The 25,728-nt window shown below is 52.7% G+C and carries 25 protein-coding genes; 13 read left to right on the forward strand and 12 right to left on the reverse strand.

Annotation, left to right across the window (positions count from 1 at the left end; all coding sequences use genetic code 11):
• Window positions 1–56: 56 nt before the first annotated feature.
• The gene (locus tag AC52PS_RS05120; protein WP_495561966.1) at window positions 57–1,010 is read right to left on the reverse strand and encodes an HAAS signaling domain-containing protein; all 954 of its coding nucleotides are present in this window, start codon (window positions 1,008–1,010) and stop codon (window positions 57–59) included.
• A gap of 1 nt (window position 1,011) precedes the next feature.
• Window positions 1,012–1,353: a PadR family transcriptional regulator gene (locus tag AC52PS_RS05125; RefSeq protein ID WP_495561967.1), complete on the reverse strand. Its 342-nt coding sequence runs from the start codon at window positions 1,351–1,353 to the stop codon at window positions 1,012–1,014.
• 189 nt (window positions 1,354–1,542) lie between these two features.
• Between AC52PS_RS05125 and AC52PS_RS05130 the strand changes: the two genes are divergently transcribed.
• From AC52PS_RS05130 to AC52PS_RS05140, 3 genes are all read left to right on the forward strand, one after another.
• Window positions 1,543–1,815, forward strand: coding sequence for a DUF4342 domain-containing protein (locus AC52PS_RS05130; protein ID WP_495561968.1), 273 nt, complete (start codon window positions 1,543–1,545; stop codon window positions 1,813–1,815).
• Window positions 1,802–2,476, forward strand: coding sequence for an NUDIX hydrolase (locus tag AC52PS_RS05135; protein ID WP_495561969.1), 675 nt, complete (start codon window positions 1,802–1,804; stop codon window positions 2,474–2,476). Before AC52PS_RS05130 ends, AC52PS_RS05135 begins: the two co-directional genes overlap by 14 nt.
• A gap of 62 nt (window positions 2,477–2,538) precedes the next feature.
• On the forward strand, window positions 2,539–4,197 hold the full coding sequence (locus AC52PS_RS05140; RefSeq protein WP_495561970.1) for a formate--tetrahydrofolate ligase: 1,659 nt from the start codon (window positions 2,539–2,541) through the stop codon (window positions 4,195–4,197).
• Here the strand turns inward: AC52PS_RS05140 and hutH are convergent.
• The gene (gene hutH / locus AC52PS_RS05145) at window positions 4,182–5,729 is read right to left on the reverse strand and encodes a histidine ammonia-lyase (RefSeq protein WP_495561971.1); all 1,548 of its coding nucleotides are present in this window, start codon (window positions 5,727–5,729) and stop codon (window positions 4,182–4,184) included. The two genes, AC52PS_RS05140 and hutH, sit on opposite strands and share 16 nt — an antisense overlap.
• Window positions 5,730–6,014: 285 nt before the next feature.
• On the opposite strand from hutH, the gene chrA reads away from it, so the two are divergent.
• On the forward strand, window positions 6,015–7,178 hold the full coding sequence (gene chrA, locus AC52PS_RS05150; RefSeq protein WP_495561972.1) for a chromate efflux transporter: 1,164 nt from the start codon (window positions 6,015–6,017) through the stop codon (window positions 7,176–7,178).
• A 32-nt stretch (window positions 7,179–7,210) separates the two neighbouring features.
• On the opposite strand, the gene AC52PS_RS05155 is transcribed toward chrA, so the two are convergent.
• The 5 genes from AC52PS_RS05155 to rsgA all read right to left on the reverse strand — a co-directional run bounded on the left by AC52PS_RS05155 (window position 7,211) and on the right by rsgA (window position 11,149).
• The gene (locus tag AC52PS_RS05155; RefSeq protein WP_495561973.1) at window positions 7,211–7,624 is read right to left on the reverse strand and encodes a DUF2721 domain-containing protein; all 414 of its coding nucleotides are present in this window, start codon (window positions 7,622–7,624) and stop codon (window positions 7,211–7,213) included.
• Between the two features lie 21 nt (window positions 7,625–7,645).
• Entirely contained in the window at window positions 7,646–7,879 is a 234-nt protein-coding gene (locus tag AC52PS_RS05160) for a YgaP family membrane protein (RefSeq protein WP_495561974.1), read from the reverse strand.
• A gap of 75 nt (window positions 7,880–7,954) precedes the next feature.
• A complete protein-coding gene (locus AC52PS_RS05165) occupies window positions 7,955–8,410 on the reverse strand; it encodes a hypothetical protein (RefSeq protein WP_495561975.1) in 456 nt (151 codons plus the stop codon).
• Window positions 8,407–10,008, reverse strand: coding sequence for an aldehyde dehydrogenase family protein (locus AC52PS_RS05170; protein WP_495561976.1), 1,602 nt, complete (start codon window positions 10,006–10,008; stop codon window positions 8,407–8,409). Before AC52PS_RS05170 ends, AC52PS_RS05165 begins: the two co-directional genes overlap by 4 nt.
• 103 nt (window positions 10,009–10,111) lie before the next feature.
• The gene (gene rsgA, locus AC52PS_RS05175; RefSeq protein ID WP_495561977.1) at window positions 10,112–11,149 is read right to left on the reverse strand and encodes a ribosome small subunit-dependent GTPase A; all 1,038 of its coding nucleotides are present in this window, start codon (window positions 11,147–11,149) and stop codon (window positions 10,112–10,114) included.
• Window positions 11,150–11,703: 554 nt separating this feature from the next.
• On the opposite strand from rsgA, the gene AC52PS_RS05180 reads away from it, so the two are divergent.
• Window positions 11,704–12,501: an SGNH/GDSL hydrolase family protein gene (locus tag AC52PS_RS05180; protein ID WP_495561978.1), complete on the forward strand. Its 798-nt coding sequence runs from the start codon at window positions 11,704–11,706 to the stop codon at window positions 12,499–12,501.
• 31 nt (window positions 12,502–12,532) lie between these two features.
• On the opposite strand, the gene AC52PS_RS05185 is transcribed toward AC52PS_RS05180, so the two are convergent.
• Together AC52PS_RS05185 and AC52PS_RS05190 are read right to left on the reverse strand one after the other, a co-directional pair.
• Entirely contained in the window at window positions 12,533–13,975 is a 1,443-nt protein-coding gene (locus AC52PS_RS05185) for a YfcC family protein (protein WP_495561979.1), read from the reverse strand.
• A 77-nt stretch (window positions 13,976–14,052) separates the two neighbouring features.
• Complete coding sequence (locus AC52PS_RS05190; protein ID WP_495561980.1) at window positions 14,053–15,987, reverse strand: AMP-dependent synthetase/ligase; 1,935 nt, start codon at window positions 15,985–15,987, stop codon at window positions 14,053–14,055.
• A gap of 202 nt (window positions 15,988–16,189) precedes the next feature.
• On the opposite strand from AC52PS_RS05190, the gene AC52PS_RS05195 reads away from it, so the two are divergent.
• From AC52PS_RS05195 to AC52PS_RS05210, 4 genes are all read left to right on the forward strand, one after another.
• Window positions 16,190–16,945 (forward strand): AzlC family ABC transporter permease, encoded by a 756-nt coding sequence (locus AC52PS_RS05195; protein ID WP_495561981.1) that lies wholly within the window; start codon window positions 16,190–16,192, stop codon window positions 16,943–16,945.
• The gene (locus AC52PS_RS05200; RefSeq protein ID WP_495561982.1) at window positions 16,942–17,259 is read left to right on the forward strand and encodes a branched-chain amino acid transporter permease; all 318 of its coding nucleotides are present in this window, start codon (window positions 16,942–16,944) and stop codon (window positions 17,257–17,259) included. Before AC52PS_RS05195 ends, AC52PS_RS05200 begins: the two co-directional genes overlap by 4 nt.
• A gap of 94 nt (window positions 17,260–17,353) precedes the next feature.
• Entirely contained in the window at window positions 17,354–18,439 is a 1,086-nt protein-coding gene (locus AC52PS_RS05205; RefSeq protein WP_495561983.1) for a lysophospholipid acyltransferase family protein, read from the forward strand.
• A complete protein-coding gene (locus AC52PS_RS05210) occupies window positions 18,436–19,407 on the forward strand; it encodes a class I SAM-dependent methyltransferase (protein ID WP_495561984.1) in 972 nt (323 codons plus the stop codon). The genes AC52PS_RS05205 and AC52PS_RS05210 overlap by 4 nt, the downstream gene beginning before the upstream one ends.
• A 23-nt stretch (window positions 19,408–19,430) precedes the next feature.
• On the opposite strand, the gene AC52PS_RS05215 is transcribed toward AC52PS_RS05210, so the two are convergent.
• Window positions 19,431–20,195 carry a sugar nucleotide-binding protein gene (locus AC52PS_RS05215; RefSeq protein WP_495561985.1) on the reverse strand — a complete coding sequence of 255 codons (765 nt, stop codon included), beginning with the start codon at window positions 20,193–20,195 and terminating at the stop codon, window positions 19,431–19,433.
• A 140-nt stretch (window positions 20,196–20,335) separates the two neighbouring features.
• Between AC52PS_RS05215 and AC52PS_RS05220 the strand changes: the two genes are divergently transcribed.
• The 3 genes from AC52PS_RS05220 to AC52PS_RS05230 all read left to right on the forward strand — a co-directional run bounded on the left by AC52PS_RS05220 (window position 20,336) and on the right by AC52PS_RS05230 (window position 23,509).
• Entirely contained in the window at window positions 20,336–22,171 is a 1,836-nt protein-coding gene (locus AC52PS_RS05220; protein ID WP_495561986.1) for a 2-oxoacid:acceptor oxidoreductase subunit alpha, read from the forward strand.
• Entirely contained in the window at window positions 22,146–23,024 is an 879-nt protein-coding gene (locus AC52PS_RS05225; protein ID WP_495561987.1) for a 2-oxoacid:ferredoxin oxidoreductase subunit beta, read from the forward strand. Before AC52PS_RS05220 ends, AC52PS_RS05225 begins: the two co-directional genes overlap by 26 nt.
• A 188-nt stretch (window positions 23,025–23,212) precedes the next feature.
• Complete coding sequence (locus AC52PS_RS05230; RefSeq protein WP_495561988.1) at window positions 23,213–23,509, forward strand: ribbon-helix-helix domain-containing protein; 297 nt, start codon at window positions 23,213–23,215, stop codon at window positions 23,507–23,509.
• A 16-nt stretch (window positions 23,510–23,525) separates the two neighbouring features.
• On the opposite strand, the gene AC52PS_RS05235 is transcribed toward AC52PS_RS05230, so the two are convergent.
• On the reverse strand, window positions 23,526–24,152 hold the full coding sequence (locus AC52PS_RS05235; protein ID WP_495561989.1) for a DUF1007 family protein: 627 nt from the start codon (window positions 24,150–24,152) through the stop codon (window positions 23,526–23,528).
• Between the two features lie 162 nt (window positions 24,153–24,314).
• Here AC52PS_RS05235 and AC52PS_RS05240 point away from each other — a divergent pair, with 162 nt between their 5' ends.
• Window positions 24,315–25,724 carry an alpha-amylase family glycosyl hydrolase gene (locus AC52PS_RS05240; RefSeq protein ID WP_495561990.1) on the forward strand — a complete coding sequence of 470 codons (1,410 nt, stop codon included), beginning with the start codon at window positions 24,315–24,317 and terminating at the stop codon, window positions 25,722–25,724.
• The last annotated feature ends 4 nt before the right edge of the window (window positions 25,725–25,728 follow it).

Raw genomic sequence — 25,728 nt, forward strand, 5'->3', positions numbered from 1 at the left:
TACATAAATAATAATATTTATACCGGGGTTCGGACAAGAGCTGATTGCTTTTCAGTTCAGGGCTTCTTTCGGAGTCGGAACAGTGAATAGATCAGCTCAATAATGTTGATGCCCAATGCCAGGAGAAAAAAGAGACGGACTCCCCTCCATCCACCGCCGATCCACAGCTGGGAATGGCCAACCATAACCAATGCCACCAGCGCTTCCAGCGCATAGTAGCCGCTTTCCATCCAGCGCAATACCCGGGTCTTTCGTCCCACCCGGATACCGTAGAGGGTATGGGCAAGCTGGAACAGCCAGAGCAGGCCGAAAACGGCAACATACCATGGAAAAATCGCAAGGTTCACCCGATGGTCAAGCGGCAGGGTGCTTCGCATATACAGTTCTTCCAGTAAGCTGATGATACCGGGATATATGGCCAGAACCAGGATGAAAGCGAGACTGATTCCCAGGCCCAGGTAGGCACCCACCCTGCTTTCTATTTCATCACCCAGCTGCACCTGGTCAATTCGGGATATATCCCAAGTATCTTCATCCAGAGCGGAAGCCGGGTGCTTCATTGCCGTGCTGATTCCCATGAACACCAGGAGCAATACACCAATACCGCTGATCCATGCCTGGAGAATCTGCAACAGCGTTAATGCGAACTGGCGAATCAGCTCAGCATTGGAGTATGCGTTCTGCAGCATTTCAATGATCAACACGATCATCAAACTAAGAGAGAGCGCACCAAGAATGATCAGCATGATGGTACGGAAAAGCGCTACAAGGGGTGGAGCTACAAGTCTGGGCTCCCCCGCGTATCCTGCGGCCAGTTTTTTTGGAGAACCAAGCTCATCCAGGGCAGTCCGGATCTCTTTCTCTCCCGGGTCCCCCCCGAAACGCTGCTCCGCCTCATCCAGAAAATTACTTTTCAATTCCCGTACGATATCATCCCGGCCGCCCACGGGCAGCGCGCTGCGTACTAAGGCAAAATATTTATCAACCTGACGTAACACATTCTCTTTCATTCTACTCCTCCTCTGAAAGAACAGCTTCCATACTTCGGAACATCTGTCTCCATTCCTCTTTAAGCAGCTGCCGGGTTTCCCTGCCTTCATCGGTAATCCGGTAATACTTTCTGGGTCTTGATTCGCCGGTATCCCAGCTGCTCTCCATAAGTCCCTGCTGCTCAAGGCGGCGAAGCAGCGGATAGAGGGTGTTTTTCTCCGCCCATACTCCAGCCTGCTTCAGACGCTCCACCAGCGCATAGCCATAGCTGGGAACATCGCTTAAATGGAGAACTGCAAGCACAAGAGACCCCCGCCGGAGTTCCTGAACCAGATTTTGAAATCTTGAATCGTCTGCTTCCATATCATCCTCCTGATCATATTATAGTGTGCGTTGCACACTAATGTCAACTTAATTTTATACTTTATTACACATCAAAAGGTGACTCATCAGGAATGATTGAAATCGGCGTTCCAATCCCATAATATATAAGAGTGCCGGAAACTGACACGCGGCTTCACGGTATAAAGACAGCTCATCAAGGGAGGATACATGGGTGATCCGCATAAATTCACCGAAGAATTCATGGTACGGGGAAGCGAAGCAGTTCAGAAAGTAAAAGAGCTCATCGCCCAGGGGAATGTCCGGAAAGTAATTGTGAAAAACGAACAGGACAAGATTCTCTTCGAAATTCCTGTCACCGCCGGAGTTGCCGTAAGCGGAGCCTTGACTCTCATGGCACCTGTTCTGGCCGCCCTGGGAGCAGCGGCGGCACTGATGGCGCGGGTGAAGGTTGAAGTAGTGAGAACCGATGACCGAGAGTGAACTCGCCCTCTTGCTCAAAGATATTTCAACATGCGAAGGAAGAATCATAGATTCCCAGGCATACCGAAACTCCTCGGTGGTTATCCCCATTATTCCCGGCGGAAGCCTGGGTTCGTGCAGAATCCTGCTGGAGAAGCGGGCGGAACATATGCCCCAGGGGAGGGAAATTTGCCTTCCCGGAGGGGGCATTGAAGAGGGCGAAAGTTCCAGAGATGCCGGCTTCCGGGAACTGTATGAAGAGACGGGGCTGCCCCCCGATTCTATGGGTGCAGCCGTATATTTCGGCAGCCTGGTGAACGCCGGAGGACGGCTTGTTCATGTGTGGATGGGCATTGTAGATAATAACCATCCCTGGGAACCCAATGAAGAGGTTGAACGGCTGTTTACCCTGCCTCTGGAGCTTCTGAAAAACAGTCCCACAAAAATATACAAGGTCTCCGTCGATTTCGGGCGGCGCACCCCGGACAAAGAAATCCCTTTTCACAACTTCGATTTCTCCCATAATTACAGCAGGGACTGGCGGGGACGGGATCTTGAAGTGCTGTTTTATGAAAACCTTGAGGAAACAGTATGGGGCATGACCGCAAAAATTCTCAGGGATTTCGTACGCGATCTCTACCGGGCCCACGATGATCGCTTCGGAGCGGTTCAACCCCGGTGATTTCCGAACGCGGGAGAATTATTTTCTTGAACAATCAGCTGTTCGGGGAGATGATGTGATGTATGGAACAGATCAACATGAAAGAGATTACTGAAATAGCCGACGGTATGGGCCTGACAGGGGATGACTTTATTCCCTATGGAAAATGGAAGGCAAAAATTTCCATGCCGGCGGTAAAGCGGATTATGGAGCAGCCCAGAGGAAAACTCATTCTGGTAAGCGCCATAACCCCCACCCCTGCAGGTGAAGGAAAGACCACCACCAGCATCGGTCTCAGCCAGGGGCTGCGGCACATCGGCGTCAATGCCGTGGCAGCCCTCCGGGAACCCAGCCTGGGGCCGGTTTTCGGCATCAAGGGCGGCGCAACCGGCGGGGGGAAAAGCATGGTCCATCCGGCGGATGAAATCAATCTTCACTTCACCGGAGATCTGCACGCAATCAGTGCCGCTCATAATCTCATTTCCGCCAGTCTGGATAACCGGCTCCATTTTTTTCCTGAGGACGCTCCTGCAGTGGCCGACGTCTATTGGAGGAGAGTGATGGATATGAACGACAGAGCTCTTCGGGATATCGTGGTAGGACTGGGTAGTCGCAACGGACCCCCACGGGAAGACGGATTCGATATTACCGCCGCCAGCGAGATCATGGCAATCCTGTGCCTTTCGAAAAGTTACTCCGACCTCAAAGAACGGATTGGAAACATCCTGCTGGGGCTTCGGCCGGATAAAACTCCGTTCCATGTCCGGGATCTGGGCGTACATACCGCTGCGGCGGCTCTGCTGAAAGATGCCTTCCTTCCCAATCTGGTCCAGACAAGCGAGGGCGGACCCGTACTCATCCACGGTGGGCCATTCGCCAACATCGCTCAAGGTGCGAATTCCGTACTGGCAACCAACCTTGCCCTCCGCCTTGGGGAAGTGGCAGTAACCGAAGCGGGCTTCGGGTTTGACCTTGGTGCGGAGAAGTTTTTCGATATCGTCAGCCCCTATGGAGGGTTCCGGCCCCAGATGGTGGTTTTGGTGGCAACCGTACGGGCCCTGAAAATGCACGGGGGCGTGAATAAAAAAGAATTGGACAAGGAAAACCCCGATGCGGTGAAACAGGGCGGGGAGAACCTGGCCAAGCATGTGGAAAATATTCGAAAATTCGCCGTTCCGCCCCTGGTTGCAATCAATGTATTCCCCGGGGACAGCGACGCCGAGCTGCGGGAGGTGGAAAAGCTCTGTAAATCCATGGACGTGGAGTATGCGGTTTCCCGCCATTTTGCCGAAGGGGGAGCAGGAGCCTCGGAGCTTGCCAACAAGGCCATGAACCTTCTGAACCGGCCGGGAACCGGCAATGAATCCGAAGGCATGCCCCTCTACGACTGGAACGCACCAGTCAGGGAAAAGATTGAAACGGTTGCACGGCAGATATATGGAGCTCATGCCGTGGACTTCACCGCCGCGGCAAAGAAGGATCTGAAAACCATCGAGAGCAGGGGCTACGATAATCTTCCCGTCTGCATCGCAAAAACCCAGGCTTCCCTCAGCGATAACCCCAAACTGCTGGGCAGACCCAAGGATTTTCTGGTAACCGTACGGAGAATTCTGATCAATGGGGGCGCCGGATTTCTGGTACCCTTAACAGGCGATATTATGAGAATGCCGGGACTCCCCCGCACACCTTCAGCACTGGAGATTGATATTGATGATGAGGGAAATATTCACGGATTAACCTGAGCGTCAGCGTCGTCTATACCCGCTTCCCTGGCACAGTTGGAAATTGCCCCCCGGTGAATGAGTTTCCGGGCCTCTTCCAGGTCATCGGCGAAGACCCTGTCTTCGTCAGCATGATCTATCTGCTTCCTCACAAGGTGGTGGCAGGCTTCAAGAATCGGACCTGAACGAAGGGGGCGGCGGAAATCAAAAGCCTGAGCGGCACAGACCAACTCCACAGCGAGAATTTTCTCCACGTTGGTCAGAATTTCATGGAGTCTTCTGGCGCTGATGGATCCCATGCTCACATGATCCTCCTGACCCAGGCTGGTGGGTATACTGTCTGCAGACGGAGGATGGCAAAGACTCTTGTTTTCACTCACCAAAGCGGCAGAACTGTATTGGGGAATCATGAACCCCGAATTAATGCCAGTATGCTTCATCAGCAGTTTGGGCAGATCCCGGCTTGACCCGTCAAGAAGCAGGTAGCTTCGTCTGTCCGAAATATTCCCCAGTTCCGCGGCAGCTATGGATGCATAATCCAGGGGAATGGCCAACGGCTGACCGTGAAAGTTTCCTCCGCTCACTGCCGATCCGTCTGATGTGAGGATGGGGTTGTCGGTGACCGAATTCAGCTCAATCTCAACCATCTCTTTCAGATGGATCCATGCATTTCGGGACGCCCCGTGAACCTGGGGCATACAACGAAGTGAGTACGGATCCTGAACCCTGCCGCAGTCTTTATGATGCTCAAGAATCTGGGATCCCAGGAGACATTGGCGAATCCGTCTGGCGGTTTCCAGATTCCCCGCATAAGGTCGCAGCTCATGCAGCTCCGGGGCAAAGGGTTTAACAGAACCCAATGCGGCTTCCAGACTCATCGCCCCGACAATATCCGCCGTATCCAGTAGATCTTCCATGAGTTCAAGATCCGCCACCGCCCAGGCAAGAATGAACTGGGTACCGTTAATCAGCGCCAGCCCCTCCTTGGGGCCCAACACCAGCGGCTCCAGCTGCAGTTCTTCAAGGACCTCTGCCGCCGGACGGAGATTACCACGGAAGTGCAGCTGCCCCAGCCCGATCAAAGGAAGAAACAGGTGAGCCAAAGGAGCAAGATCCCCGGAGGCCCCCACCAAACCCTGAGACGGAACCACCGGTACGGCATCTTCCCGGAGAAACAGCATGATGCGCCGAAGGGTTTCCAGCCGGATACCCGAGCGTCCTGCAGCAAGGGCGTGAAGTTTCAGTACCATCATCAGCCGGGCAATCTCGGAGGGAACGGGGGGTCCCATTCCCACGCTGTGACTTTTCAGAATATTTTCCTGAAGAAGGCGGGTTTGGTGATTGTCTATACGGGTGCTGCACAGGGGTCCGAACCCGGTGTTCACCCCGTATACGGCCTCAGCTCCGGCTACTATCCGCTCCACCTGCTCCGCAGCGGCCTGAATGCGGGCACAGCCTTCCTCGCTGAGATCCCCTGTGAATTCGCTCCTTGCAAGGGCAAGGGCGGTTTCAGGATCTAATTTCTGATCACCGTAGAAAAACGTTCGGTCCATACCCACTCCCGAATGGCAGTTGATCATTCAGCTTAGTCCCCGATCAGGAAATCTGTCCAGCTCTTTCTCCCGGCTTACTGTATTTCGGGGCTTACCGTTTCTGCCGGCTTACTGTTTCACCCTGATTATTGATTCTCTAGGCTTACTGGGCCATAGGCTTACTGGATGAGTGCCCATCAAATTATCCAATTCGAGTCTTTCCAGTGAATTTTCACGGCGCCCTGTTCATTCACGGCAGATTGGTAGTATTTTCCACCCATCCATGTGTGCAGAAGGAGACATTTGATGGCAGCGTTTCTACGGGATGTATTTCTGGTTTCCCTTCAAGCTTTCGGCGGACCTCAAAGCCATATTTCCGTGTTTGAACAGATACTGGTGAAACGCCGGGGCTATGTAACAGATGAGGAGCTGATGGAGCTTCTTGGGCTCTGCAGCATGCTTCCCGGCCCAACAAGCACCCAAACCATCGTCTCTATTGGCTATAAGCAGGGAGGCTGGTTTCTTGCGGTACTCACCCTGCTTGTGTGGGCGTTTCCCATTCTGACTGCAATGGGTGGGTTGAGTTTTGTATATGCATCGGTGGAATCATATGAGCCGGTTCAAAGGGGACTGCGCTATATTGGCCCTATGGCTCTGGGCTTCATCATCGTTGCCGCATTCAGAATAGGCCGTAAGGTAATAAAAGATCTATTTACCGGAATAATTTTTGCTGCCAGTGCCGCCATCACTTTTTTCTTCTCCATGCCATGGATTTTTCCCCTGGTACTTTTGGCCGGAGGAGGGGCTGAAATTTTACGGAACTGGGACCGGAATCTTTGGAATCCGGTACGGGTCAAGCCCCGTTGGAGTCTACCCGCTCTGGTGCTGATCATAGCCGGTATTAATCCGGCCCTCACCGTTCTCAGCGATTCTCCCCTGATTGTTCTCTTTGAGAGCTTTTTCCGATACGGATATTTGGTATTCGGCGGAGGACAGGTGATTGTTCCGATGATGTACAGCGAGCTGGTTGAACTTCGACAGTACCTGAGCAGCCAGGAATTTTTAGCGGGCTACGGATTGGTACAGGGACTTCCCGGCCCCATGTTCAGCTTCACCGCCTTTGCCGGCGGGTTGGCAATGAGATCCGCACCGGTCCTGCAGCAGCTGCTGGGGATTATCGTTTCGGCAACCGGAATTTTTCTCCCCGGTCTGCTGCTGATATTCTTCGTCTATCCCCTCTGGGAAGATTTGAAAGGGATACGGGCCCTTGCCCTCTCGGTTACCGGAATTTCCGCAGCCGCCGGCGGGCTGCTGGCATCCGCTGCACCAAGGCTGATTATCGCCGGTAGTTCCGACCTTATCGCTGCGGGGGTAAGCCTCATTTCGGTTCTAATTCTGGGGTTCACCAAAGTTCCGCCGCCGCTGCTTGTGGCGGCTGTAATCCTTACAGGTCTCCTTCTACCCATGTAGCAGGTAAAGACCGGGGAGAACTGCTAGGCAGATCAGGGATGATCGGCACAACCGTCCTCCAAGTCGGAAAGCTGGAGATTCAGAGCGGTAACAGATATTCTCAGTTCAGCCAGAGAGTAGCCCAGGCTGGTGATCATGGAGATAAGACTGAGGGCAAACACCACTTCTGCAACCGGCCGCACCGAGAAAAAAAGAAGAAACATGGTTACCACGCAGAGTAACAGCGATAATACCCCGAACATCTGCATAATTTTAATTAAAAAAATACGGCGTTGAAGATTTCTGATCTGGCTGAAGACCATATTCACATGTTCCTCTCCCTCCTCACGGGATTCCCGGTGCAGATGCCGGATGAGGTTTGCAAGGGTGATGAACCGGTTGGTATAGGCCAAAAGAAGCAGAGAAAGCGCCGGGAACAGCAACGCTGGAGTGGTAATATCTATCATAGGGGAATGCCAGCCTCCGGCCTATTGGGACGGTTTGCGGGTATTTATTCCAAATGGAATATACATGGGACATCTTGCCGCCGCAGAAGTGATCATGAGAACAACGCCGGGTATGGCAAGCCACCACCATCCTCCGCTGAGGATTTGAAGTGCAATGCCTGCGGCCAAAAGCGCTATTCCGATGATCATTCTCAGGGTTCTGTCGGTCTGTCCCATATTTTTCACAAATTGTTTCATGTCTTTCTCTTGTTTCATGTATTCCTCCATACCGGGGAATTTTCAAGGATCTACGCCAACAGCCCCGGAAGCATGCAGGCGAAAAGGTTGTTTTCAGCGGGTAATCAAAATGATACTGATATACCCGGCGGCGAAACTGCCCATGGCTGCAGCTCCGCTAATACGGTGCTCTATACTGCCCGGCTCCAGGACGAAAGCGTTTAAAAAGAGTCCGGTAACTCCAAGGGCATTGAAGAGCATATGGGGCCATACCCGCTCAATCCGATCCGAATAGGCAATGGTTCCCGCGATGCTGCTCAGGGCCGCCGATCCGAGACTTGCGTATCCCAGATACGGATGACCTTCCCAGCCCAGCAAACCGGTTACTCCTGTGGCAGTCATCAGCCCCAGTGAAGCATATCCGCCGATACGGTGAATATTATTGCTGCGGATAAATCTGGCAAGATTCATATCCCCTTCCCGGGACTGGTCGCCGTTTCCGGAACTCTGAGCTGACACTCCTCCCCATGCAAGGGACAGCAGCAGCAACAGGATAATCAGCCGTTTCATTTGTCCTCCTTTCTGAACATCCGCATGAATGTTCTCAGTAAAGATACTGAAAAAAACAACCTCCGTGGACCCTTAATGACTCGAATTGCCGCAAGCAGACCGTCGTAGAGTTTGCCGCCGTATGGGTACCACCACATCTGCCGGGGTGCAAAGTCCAGAAAATCCTGCACAATCACCTTGGGCTGGGTCATCTCTTCAAAACCGAGAAACGAATGGCTTCGCCCCAGCGCCGACTGTTTATAGCCGCCCCATGGGGTTTCCGGCATGCCGTGACTCATAAGATGGTCGTTCACCGTAACCGCTCCCGCTTCCAGCTCGCGGAGAAAAAAGGTTTTCCTGGATCTGCTCCGGGTCCATAGCGATGCGGTAAGCCCAAGATAGCTGTCGTTTGCGTACTCCAGTGCTTGCCGGTCTGTGGAAAACGGGGTAAGGGTGAGAACCGGACCGAAACTTTCATGCTTCTGTATATCCATGGACATATCAACATTTTCAAGAACAACCACCGGATGAGCGAAGCCGGGGAGACTGGGGGATTGCTCATGATATGCTTCACCGCCGGGAACGGAGCTGCACAGCACCGCCGCCCCCTTGCTCAGCGCATCCCGAATTTGGGCCGAAACTGAATTTCGTTGGCTTTCTGTGGTGAGGCTGCCAAGATCGAAATCTTTGGAACCTTTCTTTTCCGGATGTTTCTGAGAATCCGCCCCAGCGTGCCTCAGACCGCGTATTTTCCGGGACAGGAGTTCACGGAACTCCCCATAGACCGATTCATGAACATAGATACGCTCCACCCCGCCGCAGGATTGACCGCAATTGGAAAGCCCCGCCCACATCGCGCCGTTCACCGCCCGCTCAATGTTGGCGTCTGAACAGACGATCATCGCATCGTTTCCTCCAAGTTCCAGGGAGACGGGAAGCAGAATGCTACCCGCTTCCTGTGCCAGCTTCTTCCCCACCTCCACCGATCCGGTGAAGAACAGTTTCTGAATTCCCGAATGAATAAACCCGCTCCCGGCCTTGGAACCCGGGACATGGGACAGCTGAAGGAGGTCAGGATTAAGCCCTGCATCTGTAAAGTAGCCCTTCATCATTTCCCCAAGAGGCTGACACTGGCTGGCCAGCTTGAGGACCACTCCATTTCCCGCCATCAGGGCGCTTGCAACCTCCTGAAACGGAATGGAAAAAGGATAATTCCAGGGGCTGATAATCCCCACCACACCCAGCGGCTCCCGTATGAGCCGTGACCGCTTATTAAAAAAGAGAATACTGCTGCCGGTCAGGGGGCGGGGTGCAAGTGCTGCGGCGGCACTCCGGCCGTAATAGGAAGCTGATATGACCGAAGGCAGAACCTCTGTGGCAAGGGCGTCCACTTCTGTTTTACCGGTGAGCACACTGATCATGGAGGCAAGTTCTTCGGCATGATCGGAAATAATCCGAGAAACCTTCCCGAGCAGCTTCTTCCGCCGGGAAATCGGTTCCTGCTTCCAGGTTTTCTGGGCTGAAGCCGCCTTGGCGACAAGATCCGGAAGAGTGGAGGGATCATCCCGTTTTTGTTCGCACACCACTTCACCGGTGGCGGGGTTATAAATGTTTTGCATCGCGGTACAAGTGTACACCCCGCAGGTACGGGGTGCAACGGGCAATAGTAACTTGTTGTATAAGGCCTTCCATAGACACTCGCAGGTATGAGGTGCAACGTGATTATCGTTTTTCTCCCTTGCGGGCTTCCTGCAACCTGCGCCGCTCAAGATACGCCAGTTCCCTAAGCAGTTTCAGATAGGATTTAAATCGCCGTTCGCTGAGTCTACCTTCCCTTATTGCCTGTTTAACCGCGCACCCGGGCTCATGTTCGTGCCTGCAGTCCCGGAAACGACAATCTTCGGCCAGCTCATGAATATCGGGAAAGCTGTGATCAAGCTGCTCCTCCTCTCCCCAAATCTTCAGCTCCCGAAGTCCGGGCAGATCTGCAAGCAGCAGTCCGTTTCCCACCGAATAAATTCTGCTTGAACTGGTTGTATGACGCCCCTGCAGATCACCCCGGCGCTGACGCCCCTCCCGGGCAATTGAACCATCCTCATTCTTGATGCCCGTTTTGCACTGAAGGGAATTCACAATTGCGGACTTTCCTACTCCGCTTTTTCCCAGCATGGCCATGGTCAACGCCCGCTCCGTTCCCCCGTTTTTCACCAGTTGGATGAGTTCGGCTATACCTTCTCCGCTATGGGCACTTACGGCGCATACGGGAACACCGAAGGCCAGTTCCTCCGCCATTGCAATGGTGGTACGGGCGTGCTCAGTTGCCGCAGAATCCAGTTTATTCAGAACTATGATAGGTTTGGCACCGGAGTTCCAGGCAACGGTGAGACTGCGCTCAAGCATGGACTCCAGAAAATTCCTGCCCCCATCCAATGCGAATACCAGCAGCAAATAGTCAAGATTACTCACCATCCACTGCTGCTCAGTCTTTCGACCCGCAGCCCAGCGCTGGAGGCCGCTTCCTCGGGGGAGTATGGATTCAATTATAGTCTCCCCCTGCTCATGCCGGGCCGCTACCCAGTCGCCCACCGCAGGATACTCGGCGGGAGTGGAAATTCCGGATTCAAAATGACCGGAAATGCGGGCTCTTTCCAAACCCGGTGATCCTGCATTACAGTGGATGCCGCCATCCTGAGCACCGTCCTTTCCCGTCCCAAGGAAATATACATGGTGCTCCTGTCCAATAACTCGCGCAGGAAACATGGGAGAGCTCTCCTCCCCGAATTTCTCTACCCGGTTCATCCAATCGTGTTCACGTTCCCTGGTCCATCCCCAGGAATATAAAAATTTATGTACCATATGGTCCTGTTAATTATTCGGTCGCCCGGGAATTGTTGCCGTTCCCTGAGCAAAAAGAATATTTCAACACCCCGGAGATGGAGAATTGAAATCCGATGCCGACGCATGGCAGGGCCCCTGGAACAGCTGGCAATGCTGATCGGAGTGAATATCCCATTGTACGGAATCTACCTAACAGGAATTAATTTGAACGGAATCGGTGAGAAAGGAATCTGTGGTGATGTTATTTACTATAGAAGGGTTATTTACTATAGATGCGTTCTTATACAGAAATTCCGGAGATTGATTCTGGACCATGCGTGTAATTATGGAAAATTTGAATAGTATTCTGCATGTTGCACCTCCGGAAATTAAGATAATTAAACTGTAGCATGACCCTGTATCCACCGCAATCTGTAAACAGCCGCAAAATGCAGATTTTTCTTTCTGTTTGCATCTGGAGTGAATATATTTTCCACATGGCAGGCATGTATGAAAACATCGATTCCTTTCTGAGACCCAGCATTACACCCAACTCCGGCGCTTGGGGGATTCCCCGTTTGCTAAGTCCTTCGGGGCTGATATTTCCGGGTATTATCCTGACATTGTTCTTCTTTTCCGCATGCAGTTCACAACCCCCGCTCATTCCCGGTGAACCTGCTGCAAGCTACTTGGCGTTGGGAGACAGCTACACAATAGGTGAGTCGGTGGAAGCAGGAGATCGCTGGCCCGCAATTCTCGCCCGGGAACTGGAAGAACAATATCCCCACACCGAAATCTCCGTTGAGTACCGGGCCCGCACCGGCTGGACCACCGCCGATCTCCTCAGTAGTTTAACTGAAAGTCCTCCCGAGGAAAGCTACGATATGGTAAGCCTTCTAATCGGGGTGAATAATCAATTCCGGGGATTGAGCTTTTCCACATACCGGGAGGACGTTCCACGGCTTATCGCCCTGGCCCAGCGCTACAGCTCCGGAGGGGATATATTGGTCTTGTCAATTCCGGATTACAGCTATACACCCTATGGAGGGATGCTCAGCACGGCCGAACGGGCGGAAATACAGAGAGAAATCGACGAATATAACAGCTGGATGGAAAATTACTGTCGGCAGCAGGAAATCCCCTTCGTCAATATCACCCACATAACAAGAGAGGGAATTACCAATCCCGCGCTGGTCGCGGTTGACGGATTGCACCCCTCTGCAGAAGCATACAGTCGTTTTGTAGATGAGATTTTTCTCCGGACAGATCCGGCGGCTTTGCTGGGTGTGAACTAAGTTGCCCAGGAGTGGGCAGCGCCCCCCATTGTCAGAAGGGTCCGTATCCTATTGCATATGCAACATACAAATACCCCAGAGAGAGAATAAACATTAGCGCCTGAACGGGGAGAATAAACTTGAGCCACCGGTAATAGGAGACTCCGGAAATTCCCAGGGATATGAGGAGAACCGCATTGGTGGGGAAAAGCAGATTGCTGAATCCGTCCCCGAAGGAAAAGGCCAGGACCGCGGTCTGACGGGTGAACCCTAAAATATCCGCAAGAGGCGCAATAACCGGCATTACCAGCAGAGCCTTTGCTGAAGCGGAGCCGACAAACAGATTCAGAATAAATACCAGAAGATATATTGCTGCCAACGCAAAAAAGTCGTTCTGCCCCTGAATGATTTGAGAAGCACGGTACAAAATACTGTGAAGCACCCCGGCTTCAACAATAATGTATTTTACACTGGCAGCCATAAGAATGAGAATCACACCGGGCAGCACTGCAAGAATGCCCCGGCCGAAGTACGCTCCCAACTGTTTCAGGGAAAATCCCCCCAGCAACCCGCTAATCCATGCGGAAAAGAAAAACACCCCCGCAATCACCGGCATGCTGTAGTCTGACAAACCGGGAACCATAGAAGCTGAAAGAATGTATGCGAGTATAAGGAGCAAGGAAAGCATAAATGCCCGGTAGGCGGCGGGCTTGGGCAGCGGAGGACGGGGAGCTGCTTCTTCGCCTACTCCTTCCCCGGAGTGCCCGTATTGGGAAAGAGGAGTTCCTTTCTCCCTGGGAGGATTCGAGCCGAACCGTCGGATATACCGGAAAATGAACAACAGGAGAAACAGATACGTCAGGGCAAAAATGATCAGCCGGAGCCCGGCGCCGGAAAAGAGGGGAAGACCGGCAATCTGCTGGGCTACACCAATGCTGAAAGGATTGGACACCGCCGCGCTGAAACCGAATCCGGCGGCGAGAATACTGATGGCCAAGCCCGTAAAGCGGTCCCAGCCCATGGAGAGAGCTATGGATATGGCAATGGGAACGAGAAGAACCACCTCCTCGAAAATTCCCATAAAAGCACCGAAGGCCATAAAAAGCAGAACCAGTACTGCCACCAGCATTCTCGGGCGGCTCCTGAATCGCTGGACGCTTTCGTGGATTAAACGGGGGATAATTCCGGTATTTTGAAAAACGGTGATGGCTCCGCTGACAATACATATAAATGCGATAATAACCAAAATAATCAGAGAGTCATCGCTGAAGAGTACCAGAACGGGAGCCGCAAGCCATTTCAGAAAGGGCAGAGCTTCCACATCTCCCGTTTCATAGCTCCCGGGCACCAGCACCTCACGGCCGTTCTCCACCACTGTGGCATAGCTCCCCGGCTCAATCACTCTGGAGAGCAGCCCCGCCACAATCATAATGGTGAACAGGGCTGCAAAGGATACGAGAAAGGCCCGTTTTCCGATATGTATGCTCTGCTCCATGTTGCCTGCCTGTATCTTCCAGCCTTCGGCCCGGGAAAGCCGTCAGTACCGCGGCGGCACCCGGGACAGGGGGATTATTAGGTGAAAAGCTTCCGGATTTCCTTTGCGTAGGTATCGGAAATATAATGGCGTTTCAGGTCCTGTTTGCCGGAAAGCTCTTTTCCCACTTCAAAGCTTCCCGAAAGGACGGTAAATCTGCTGATCTGTTCCCATGTCCTGAAGCCGTTCTTCGCGTTTACTGCCTCGGCAATTTCATATTTGATAAGAGATCGTACCGCATCGCCGGTAATGAAAGATTCCCAATCATCGCTGGGTATTCCCTGTTCTCCCGCCCAATCCAAAACGTTTTCCCGGTTGGGAACAATGAGTGCGGCGAGAAACTTCTGATCCTGGCCAACGACTACGGCAAAATCTATGTAGCTGCTGGAGCGGAGTTTCGCTTCAATGGGAGTAGGTTCGATATTTTCCCCGCCCAGGAGCACAATGGTATCCTTGGCTCTTCCCCGGATTGCAATTTCTCCGTTATGGGTCATCTCCGCCAGATCTCCGGTGTTGAGCCAGTTCTCGCCGTCGATCATCTGTTCGGTGAGATCCGGGCGTTTATAGTATCCGATCATCCGTTGCATACCCCGGACCCAGAGTACGCCCTTGTGTCCGGGAGGCAGAACCTTTCCGTTTTCATCCCGTACCTGGGCTTCAGTGTATCGCAGGGGAGAACCGATGGTTCCCTGTACCGGAGACCATTGGGTCCTTACGGATATTACCGGGCTGGTTTCAGTGAGACCGTAACCCTCCAGAAGGAGAATTCCCGCCGCAGAGAAGAATTTATCAATATGAGCCGGCAGGGCGCCGCCGCCGCTAATTCCCGCAACGAAGCGGCCGCCGAGCTTGGCGCGGATCTTCCCGAACACCAGCGCACTGCCCAGAGCATGGAGGGGGAGCAGAAGAAGCCAGGGAATCAGCGATGCGGCAATATCCAGCACACGGCTGCGTCCGGAAAAGTTGGGAAGCCACCCTCTGAGTTTGGCTTCCTGATGCTTGTATGCCCCGCCGACAGCGACAAAGAAGCGGAATAGCGCCCAGCTGACCCCGCCCTTGGCTCTCAGGTTCTTATATATGCCTGCCTGAAGGCTTTCCCAGATTCGTGGAACAGACGCCATCCAAGTGGGACGCACCTTGGCAAAATCCGCAAGCATTATAGGTCCCACCGGTTTGGAATAGGCAAGAGCCGAACCGTTGGCCACAGATATGTACTGCATTACCCGCTCGAAGCTATGCCATACCGGGAGTACGCAAAGCCAAATATCTCCGGCGGAAATATCAATTTTATTATCTATATAGAGAGCTTGAACCAAAAAATTCCAATGACTGATCATCACACCCTTGGGTTCACCGGTGGTACCGGAAGTAAAAATGATGGTGGCCAGATCCTCCGGTTTTCCTGAGTCGATGCTGGTTTTAATTGCCTCCCGGTGCTTGGAAAGATGTTCTTTACCGCTCTCCAAAATGGTTGAAAAGAGTATCAGTTTCCCTCCCCGGGGAAGATGGGCTTCTATATCCTGGAGGGTTTCCTTCGCATCTGCTCCCGGCTCATCAAAAAGAATCCAGTTTTTCAGCTGTGGAACTTCCTTTTTCCGGTCAAGCACCTTCTTCATCTGGGTAATATTCTCAAACACCGAGGACTTTGCTTCCACTGTTTTAAGAATATACACCAATTCTCCGGGCATGGTGTCGTTTCCCCTGGGAACATCCGCAGCACCCAGTGCCTGGAGGCCCAGGTCCGCAAGGAGCCATTCTTTCCGGTTCTCCGAAATAAGGCCAACCAGATCGTCCCGTACAATGCCATGCTCCAGAAAGCCTGAGGCAGCAATGAACATCTGTTCAACCAGCTGGGGATAGGTGGTGGGCTGGAAATTTCCCTCGTCATCCTTGCTGTATTGGGCAACCGCCGACGGCCAGGTATCGGCACTGATCATCAACTGCTGGGGAATGGTTCTCTTGTTCAATTCCATAATAGTCCTCTTACTTATCTTCTTCCTGAAAACCCTGCAGACGCTGTTCCGGAATTCCGCAGGAAATGCATATTCAAATTTGTTCATATTCCGGCGCTACAGGTAGTATGGAGCCCTTTCGGGGAAATGACAACCGCTAATTGGCATCCTGAAATCTGTACCGTATCTGTACGCTTTTCCGGGCAATGGGTACAATGAAGGAATGGATCGGCATCTTCGTACCTTCACATCGGCATTACGCAGCTCATTGCCGGTATTTTTCGGATACATGAGTATCGGCGTAGCATTCGGCTTTCTCCTGGTAAACTCCGGCGTTCACTGGATTTGGGCATTTATCATCAGCATGACCGTTTACGCCGGAGCGGCACAGTTTCTGGCCGTGGGATTGATAAGCAGCGGCAGTTCTCCGGTGGAAATCGGTATTGCCGTGTTTCTGATCAATGCACGGCATATGGTGTACGGTCTGTCCCTGTTGGAACGGTTTCAGCTGTTCCGGCGCTTCAAGGCATATATTGTTTTCGGGTTAACCGATGAGACCTACGGGCTGCTCACCGGTATTGACGCCCCGGAGGGCTCTGATCCCGAATTGTTCGATTTTTATATCACCCTGCTGAACCACTCCTACTGGGTTCTGGGTTCTGTGATGGGCGCCCTCATAGGCCGTTTACTCCCCTACGACGCACCGGGTATAGAGTTTTCCATGACGGCCCTGTTCACCGTCCTGCTCATCGAACAGATTAAGAGCATGCGAAAAGCCGCCCCCTTCGTTATTGCTCTGGGCATCTCCGTGCTTCTCTATCTGCTCAATATCCGGGAACAGCTGCTGCTGCCGGCAATCGTTCTCTCCGCCCTTGCAGCGATGCTTCTGCCGGTGGATGATTCATCAAATAATTCAAAGGGTGATTCTGCAGGTGATTCTCCCCAGCCTGGAGAAAACGGAGAGGGGGGTGACTCATGAATATCTATCTGCTGAGTGCCACTTTTGCCATGGCCCTGGCAACAATAATCACCCGGGCGCTTCCTTTTCTGATCTTCCACCGTGGTATTCCCCACCCGGGTTTTGTGAAACGTGCCAGAAGGATTCCTGCTGCGGTGATGGTAGTTCTGGTGTTCACCAGCCTTCCGCTGGAGGGAGCTATTCTCTCCCGGGAAATACTTATTCCATGGGTATCAGTGGCAGTCACCGCCCTCATCCATCTGGCCACCCGTCATCCCCTATTGAGTATTTTCGGAGGCACAGGAATATACATGCTGCTGCTTCATATTAGCTGATACACAGGGGCGCGGCATTGAAGATCCACCCTGCCCGGGGTATAGTGTTCTTGATTGAACAGGGTTCAGTTTTACCCATTAAACAGAGGTTACCATGAAAGAGTTTTCAGATATACAGGCATACTCAGACAGTCAGTTCCGGGAAGGCTGGCGGCAGATGCTCCGTGATCCAGGATTCAGCGGAATGATCGGCGGCATGAAGGGACGTTTCAGAAGGCTTCGCCGGAGAATCTTCCGGATACGGAGAATCGGCCAGTTCCGTCGGCTCATGATCAGACTTGTTGGCTACCTCATCCGCAAAACCACCAGGGGAGTCAGCTGGAGCGGAGAGGAACATCTCCCGGGGGGCAGGGGCAGGAAAAAACGAGGGGCAATTTTCATCTCCAACCACAGAAGCACCTCCCTTGATCCCATGCTCTTCAACTACATGCTGAATTCCGAGATGGGCACCACAGCATTCAATGCAGCAGGGGATAATCTCATGAACACTCCGTGGCTGGGGCATCTAATTCGCCTGAACCGTGGGTTCATCGTGAAGAGGAATCTTTCCGACCCGGATGAAAAACTTGAGGAAGCGGAAAAACTCTCCCGATATATTCGGAAACTGGTGGAATCGGGCAAGCATGTATGGATTGCCCAGAGAAACGGTAGAGCAAAAGACGGCAATGACCGCACAGACTCTGCCGTTCTGGCCATGATCAAAATGGCCCACCGGGAAAAATCCTGGGAGGAATTGAGCAGTGAAATTCCTATTATTCCGGTAAGCATGAGCTATGAAGAAATTCCCCTGGATGATCTTCTGGTGAAGGATCACCTGGGAATTCTCGACAGCAGCTCCCCGGACCGGGATAAGAGCCAGGTACTCAGAGAGCTGAAAGACAGAAAACGGCGCATCCATATTCATGTGTCTTCAAGAATTCAGGGGGCGAAACGGGGAGAATTGGTGCGAAGCCTGGATCGGAGCATTATTCAGGGCACACGGATCTGGGAATCCAATGCGGTGGCCGCAGAACTCCTTGAGCATATAAAGCCCACTTCAGCTGCTTCATTCCATACTCTCAGCATACGGGAAGGTGCAGGTTGGCTGTTGGAAAAGCTCCAGCATCATGACCTGCATATCCGAAGCGCCCTCCTGCGGCTTTATGCCGCTCCCCTTCTTAACAGGCTGGCTCTTCAGTGAATCCGGACAAGCTGCTCCTCATAATCTTCCTCCTCCAATATGCCGCCCGGCAGGAAGTGACCATGGAGCTGCTGTTTCAGGAAGCCGACAAGTTTTTTCCCGGAGAGCACAATATGCCGGCGGTCCTTTCATCTGAAATCCGCCAGCAATTAGGCAAGCTCCGAGAGAAGGGGCTGATAATTGAACAGGGAGATTGCTTCAAAATCCCCGAAAAAAATCTTAACCGGGTAATGCGTCACAGGGTGGAGTTTGAGTTCAAGGCCGGCTCTGCTCTCAGCAAATTGAGCAAGGCAGACGAGGCGCTGCGCTCAGGAATGTATGAAGAGGGCGGTTTCATCGGGCTTTGTGACCACAGCCAGCGAAGCTGGGTCGCAGGTCAGTTGGCTGATATGCATTCTCCCGTACTGGATCTGGGCTGCGGAAACGGCCGCCAGGGAGAGCTCCTGGAGCAGCTCAGCTCATCGCATATAACTGGTGTTGACTACAGCGAGGAAGCGGTCCGCTGGGCATCCGGTAGACTAAAAGGCGGAGCGTACCTTCATGACATGGAAGCCCTGGAAACCCTGGATCTGGAATACCGTTCAATCCTGTCCATCGACTCTCTCTATTTCAGCCGCAATCCGGCCGCCCTTCTGGAACAAATCCGGGAGCATAGCGGCACGGGAGAGCGGCTCATCGTCTATTCCGAGTACCGTCCGGAAAACAGCAATGCAGCTCCTCTTTTGACGCCCGGAGACACCCTCCCGGGAACATGGCTTGAAAAGGAGCATATATCCTTTGAAGCAGCGGACTTCAGCGGCAGCGAAGCAGAAAACTGGGCGCTGAGGATGGCACTGCTGGAAAAACTGAAGGAGCGGTATTACCGGGAAAGGACGGCGTACCTCTACTGGTCACAATACCAGGAGGCTTCTGTTCTCGCTCAAATTACATCCCGGGGCAGCTTCATTCGATACGGCTTCAGATTCTAACGCCGGAGAGCGCTTCGGGGAAATCATATAGATCGGGATCGGCTCAAACGAGCCGGTATTGAGATCGGCCGGCAGCGTTCATCGGGCATCCGCTGATCAAATACAAAGGAATTGTCTTCTTTCAACTCCCAGGGAAGATCCAGCAGTTCCCGTATCTTCACCAGCATATCATAGAAACTCTCAGCCTCACCGCTGTTTCCATCCAGATGATACACCCCCTCTGCACCCTGAAGCATCAGATCCCGTATCCATTCTCCGCTGTCACTCATATGGGAACAGGCCGGTATCCATTTTTTGGATGCGGATATAAAGCCCTGTTTCTCCGCCTGGGTGGAAAGCTGGGCGAACATATTATTTCCACCGCTTGTTTCATCGAATTGCCAGCCCATACGGATGATCAGCCCCCGGGGATTCTCCCGTAGAACGGCATGTTCACAGCGAAGCTTGTAGGCCCCGTAATCATCGGCGGGCTCGGGCTCACGGTCAGGCTCGAAGGGACCCTGCATGTGATTACCGAACACCATCACGGAACTTGTGAAAGCAAACGGAATCCCCGCATCTGAGGCCAATCCTGCCAGCAGACCGGCCCAGTTTTCATGCCCCATTCCCAGATGCAGCAGGGCGTCAGGCCGTACACGGCGGAAATAACTGACACAGGCATCCCGGTCATCTGGATCTGCCAGGTTTCGGTCCCATGGGCTCCACTGCCATCCGGATCTGGTGAAACTGCGGATGACCCGGGGGGCCAGGGTTCCCCCGCTGCCGGTTATGAGAATATTTCTTTTCATATACAGCCCATCCTATGGGGCCTCCGGCCGGGGGTCAAGGCATTAATGGGAAGGAAACTGCTCATTGTTCAATATATTGAAATTTTCCTTTACATCCTGAAATTCCCGCATATGATTATAGGTGTACCAGGAGGCTTGCAATGGACAGGCAGGACTTTGTTTCCAATGTGGATTTTATTATCCGGGTTGCGGGAGAAGCAGGCGAAGGGGTGATTAGCTGCGGTGAGCTCTTTGCCCGGGCGGCTTCCAGAACCCTGTATCATGTGTTCACCTTCATCACCTATCCTGCGGAGATGAAAGGCGGATACTCGATGATTCAGATCAGGGTCAGGGATAACACCATCTATTCCCTGGGCAGCAAGGTAGATTATCTGATCGCCTTTAACCAGAGAGGCTATGACCGGAGCATCGAAGATATCAAGGACGGCGGGGTACTGTTTTATGATCCCCGGGAGGTTGAGCCTGAGTCCCGGGGAAACTATGAACGAATTCCCCTGCCCTTTACCGAACTGGCAAAAAGCAGCAGTAATTCGCTGCGCACCAAGAATGCGGTAGCCCTGGGAGTTTTAGGGCATTTATTCGGGGTGGAGCCGGAGGTATCCCGGAAGCTTCTAGAAGACCGGTTTAATAAAAAAGGACAGGGTCTCCTGGAAAAAAACTTCCTGGCCCTGGACGCAGGATACGGATACGGCAGGGAACAAGCCATTAGCCCCCGCTTCTCCCTGGCATCCGGTCCCCCGGCAAAAGAGCATTACATGTTTCTCTCGGGGAACGAGGCGGTCGCTTTGGGGGCCATTACCGCAGGCTGTCGTTTCGTAGCCGGGTATCCAATAACCCCATCAACATCAATTTTTGAAACCCTTTACCGCCTCATGCCGCTTGTGGGGGGCACAGCCCTTCAGATGGAAGATGAGATTGCCAGCATATCGGCGATCATCGGTGCGTCCTTCGCCGGCGAGAAAGTGATCACCCCCACCAGCGGCCCGGGCCTCCAGCTTATGGCCGAGCAGATGAGTTTGGGATCCATGCTGGAAACCCCGCTGGTGATCGTAGATGTTCAGCGGGGAGGGCCGAGCACCGGACTCCCCACCAAAACGGAGCAGTCTGATCTGAAATTTGCAGTGTACGGGGGAGCCGGGGAGAGTCCCAGAATTATCCTGGCACCCACATCTGTGGAGGACAGCTTTTATCAGACCATTCGGGCCTTCAATCTGGCAGAACGGTACCAATTGCCGGTCATCGTGCTTCTGGATCAGTCAATCGGCTACCGGAAAGCTACGGTGAAAATGCCCGATTTCAACCGCTTTAATTTTATTGATAACAGCAATCTCAGGAAGCATTTCAAGGTTCCCAAAGCAGACGTGGTGGAGATTGTATCCCGATTGGCTCCCCTGGAAGATGAGCTGACAGATTACCGCCGTTATGAGGACAGCAAAGACGGTGTTGCAGCCATGTCCCGCCCGGGAACTCCCGGAGGGGAATATCTTGCAACCGGGCTGGAGCACGATGAATACGGCAGCGCCGACCAGACACCGGGAAACCACCTGAAAATGAGCCTCCGGCGCAAAAGGAAACACTTCAGCATCAGCAGAGATTTGGAAAAAAACCCCCTGGAAATTTACGGCGACCCCTATGCGGAAATCGGCATTATCGGATGGGGGTCCACAGAAGGTGCAATCCGCGAAGCCCGATACATGGCACTTGAACAGGGAATTGTGGTACGGCATCTCCACCCCCATACCATTTCTCCCCTCCCGGAGCGGCAAATCGGCAGATTTCTCATGCATCTGAAATACTTAATCATCGTGGAGGAAAACATTACCGGGCAGTTCGCACACCTCATCACCGCCAGATTCCGGGTGAAGCCCATAGAAGTGCATAAATCTCAGGGGATTCCCTTTAATCCCGAAGAAATTTTCAGAAGCATAGAAAAAGTAGCGAGGATCGCAGATGAAGAAGCAATCACCCAACCCTGAAACCGCTGGAAACTGGTACAAGAAGCCCAATGTTAAACCTATATGGTGCCCGGGCTGCGGTGACTACGCGGTCTATAACTCCCTGCTCAAAGCCATGAAATCTTTGGAAATACAGAGAGAGAATGTGGCCATGGTCTCGGGAATCGGATGTTCGGGGAGATTCAGCCATTATTTCAACGTATATGGTCTGCACGGCACCCACGGCAGAGCGCTCCCCACTGCCTGCGGCATTAAGGCGGCACGACCCGATCTGACTGTCTTCGCAGTGGGCGGAGACGGGGACGGTCTGAGCATAGGCGGGGGGCACATCGTACACGCCGCCCGGAAGAATGTGGATATCACCTACATTCTCATGGATAACAATATATACGGACTTACCAAAGGCCAGACATCTCCAACAACCGATCTGGACTTCCGCACCAAGACTTCCCCCTTCGGACCCCAGGATGATCCGCTGGAGCCTATTCCCATGTTTCTTTCCTATGATATTTCTTTCATTGCCAGGGTACAGGCTCTGAATCAGAAGCAGATGCTTGAAGTTATGCTCCGTGCCATTGAACACAAAGGTATGAGCATAGTTCATATTGTAAGTCCCTGTGTTACCTATCAGGCTATGCCCTGGGGACACTTGAAAACCGGTTGGGAGGAACTCCCGGAGAGTCACCCCCGGAACGACAGGATGGAGGCATTCCGAATGGCCTACTCCCGGGAGCCTCTTTACAGCGGGATATTTTATGAGGTTGATAAGCCAAGCCTGAATGACCGGCTGAAAGCCCAGAGAGAAGCATCTTTGAAGAGTTTACACAGAGATACCTATCTTGAACCGGATGAAATAGTTCATCTGTTCCGATAGCCCGGCCCCTGCTGTGAAACCCAGACCCGCCCTCGGCTTCGGAATTCTGTCCCGTGCTCTGTTCCTGAACCCTATACCGGCCCCTGCTCCCGAACCCTGACCCGGGAAGGGGAATTGATTTAGAGGAGAATGGGCGGTATAATATTACTTTGTAATACTATGCACATTGCGGATGCTCCGGAGGAACTATGTCAAAAAAACAGGAAATTATCAGTTTCAAGGTTGAGGAGGATCTGGCGGAAGTGATCAAACAGCTTCCAAACAGATCTCAGTTTATTCGGCAGGCCCTGCTTGCAGCTCTGGACAGTACCTGCCCTCTTTGCCAGGGAACCGGCCAGATCACCCAGTCACAAAAACCCCATCTGGATGAATTTTTAAAACACCACTCACTCCAGCAATGCAACAGCTGTGAAGCGGTGTTTTTTGCCTGTGACGAACATCATGAAGAAAAAGTTCAGGCTCACAGCCCGGTGCAGCCCGGCTGAACCCGCCCTGGTTGAGTTATCTGAGTTCCCGAATGAGCCGTCCCCTGCTGCGGAATGCCCGTCCCAAGCCGCGGCCGAAGCGCAGTTCTCGGGTACTGTATTCATAGCCCGAAGACATCTCAAGACGGACTGTACGCCCCATTGTTGCTCCCGGGTCACTCATGTAAAACGCAATATAATTGGTGGTGTCGAAACTGGTAACCGAAAGGGCTGCCCCCTCTTTCATCCGTTGGGCGTCTTCAGAGTTTAACGGAAGAGTAAACTGATACACCACCTGACCGGAACTGAATGCCACATAAAAATCGTAGGCCTGGCCAAAATCCAGCATCTCACCGTCCAGTTGAAGATAACTGAAATATCCACCATCTTTCAAATGAAGAAACGCCTCACGATAGATTGCATCAGCCTCTTCCTGCTGGAACACCCTGTCCCGGTTTTCATCAAAATCCACCAGGAAGCCGCTGCTGTAAAATTCATCGAAACGCCACTCAAGCCGCACCCCTTCCGGTCCCTCCTGATCCTCCACAAGAACCGCGTCCACGTCGATCCAAATATGGGGATGGGCGGAAACAGCCTGAAGATGCAGGAGTAATCCGATACCCAAAAGGAAAATAATTTTGTACTTGTGCTGCAATGCTTCCATATACAGAATACATAGTTAAATGTTCCTTCCAGGTCAAGCAGTATCAGAGCTGCGCTCCATGAAAGCTTGCAGATGGGTAATTCAGCTGGTATTCTGTGGCTGCCCGTTTTCATTCAAAAAGCCAGACACGGGCGGTATATTCACCCCCTCGAAGGAAGGATTATGAACAATAATAATACACCCCATACCGGCAGAAACATCCCGGTGCACCGGCGTTTGGTGCTGATACTCGGTGCCGGGGCCCTGCTCTTGCTCATCGGCTGTAATTCCCTCCCCACCCCTGTGGAGGGCAGCAGGCCCTCGGATGTGGTTCAGGAAACACATCTGGAGCCCCAATGGATTCAGGAAGGCCTTGTGTATGAGCTCTTCGTCAGAGATTTCACCCCGGAAGGAACCTTCAGAGCCATCATTCCCCGGCTGGAGGAAATCCGGGAGCTGGGGGTTGAAACCATCTGGCTCATGCCCATCCACCCCATCGGAGAGGAAGAACGGAAGGGAAGGCTGGGTTCTCCTTATTCAATCCGGGATTACTACACGGTGGACCCGGCATATGGAAGCGAGGCGGATTTTCAGGCCCTGGTGGATGCCGTACACCGCCTGGATATGCACATTATTATAGATCTGGTGGTAAATCACACCGCCTGGGATCATCCCTGGGTGGAAGAGCATCCCGAATGGTATACCCGGGACGGGGAAGGGAACATTGTGCCCCCGGTGGAGGACTGGTCTGATGTGGCCGACTTGGATTTTTCCAATCAGGAACTTCGGGAAGAGCTCACCCGGATAATGAAATACTGGGTATCCGAATTTAACATTGACGGATATCGGGTTGATACCGCCTCCATGATTCCCCCGGGATTTTGGAAAGAGAGCATTCCCCGGGTTAAAGAAGTAAAGCCGGTATTATTCCTGGGTGAAACCAACGATCCCGCACTCAGTGAAGCAGGATACCAGTTGATCTACAGCTGGGACTCTTACGGGTGGTTGAAAAACACCGCTGAAGGGGGCAGCTCCGCTATATTTGTTGCCGGCGCAGAGCGTCAGATGGAGAATATCGAAGGGGCATCCTACCTCAGGTTTATAACCAACCATGATGAAACAGCCTGGGACGCCCCGCCTCCCGTACTGTTCGACTCCCAGGAAGGAGCCATGGCCATGGCGGTGGCACATATGTTCATGCCCGGTGTCCCTCTTGTATATAACGGCCAGGAAATCGGAAATGAGGATAGTTGGGCATTCTTTGACAAATGGAATTACGATTGGAGTCTTAATCCTGAAGTGAGAGACTTCTATGTTCGGCTTGGTGAAATCTGGCAGCAGGAAGAAGCCTTGCGCTTTGGAGATATGCGCCGGATACGTCTTGAAAATTCAGAACGAACGGTGGGGTACCTTCGAAGAACTCAGAACGATGAGCTTCTCATATTGGTGAACACCGGGAACGAGAAGGTGCACCCCGGACTTCCCCCGGAATTGCACGGCAGCTATACCGAACTGTTCAGTAAAAGCCTAGTTCAGCTGGATGGAGAGAGCGCACTGGAAGCCCTTGAATATGGAGTGTACAGCAAGAACTGAGTGA

It is taken from the genome of Salinispira sp., assembly GCF_059431795.1.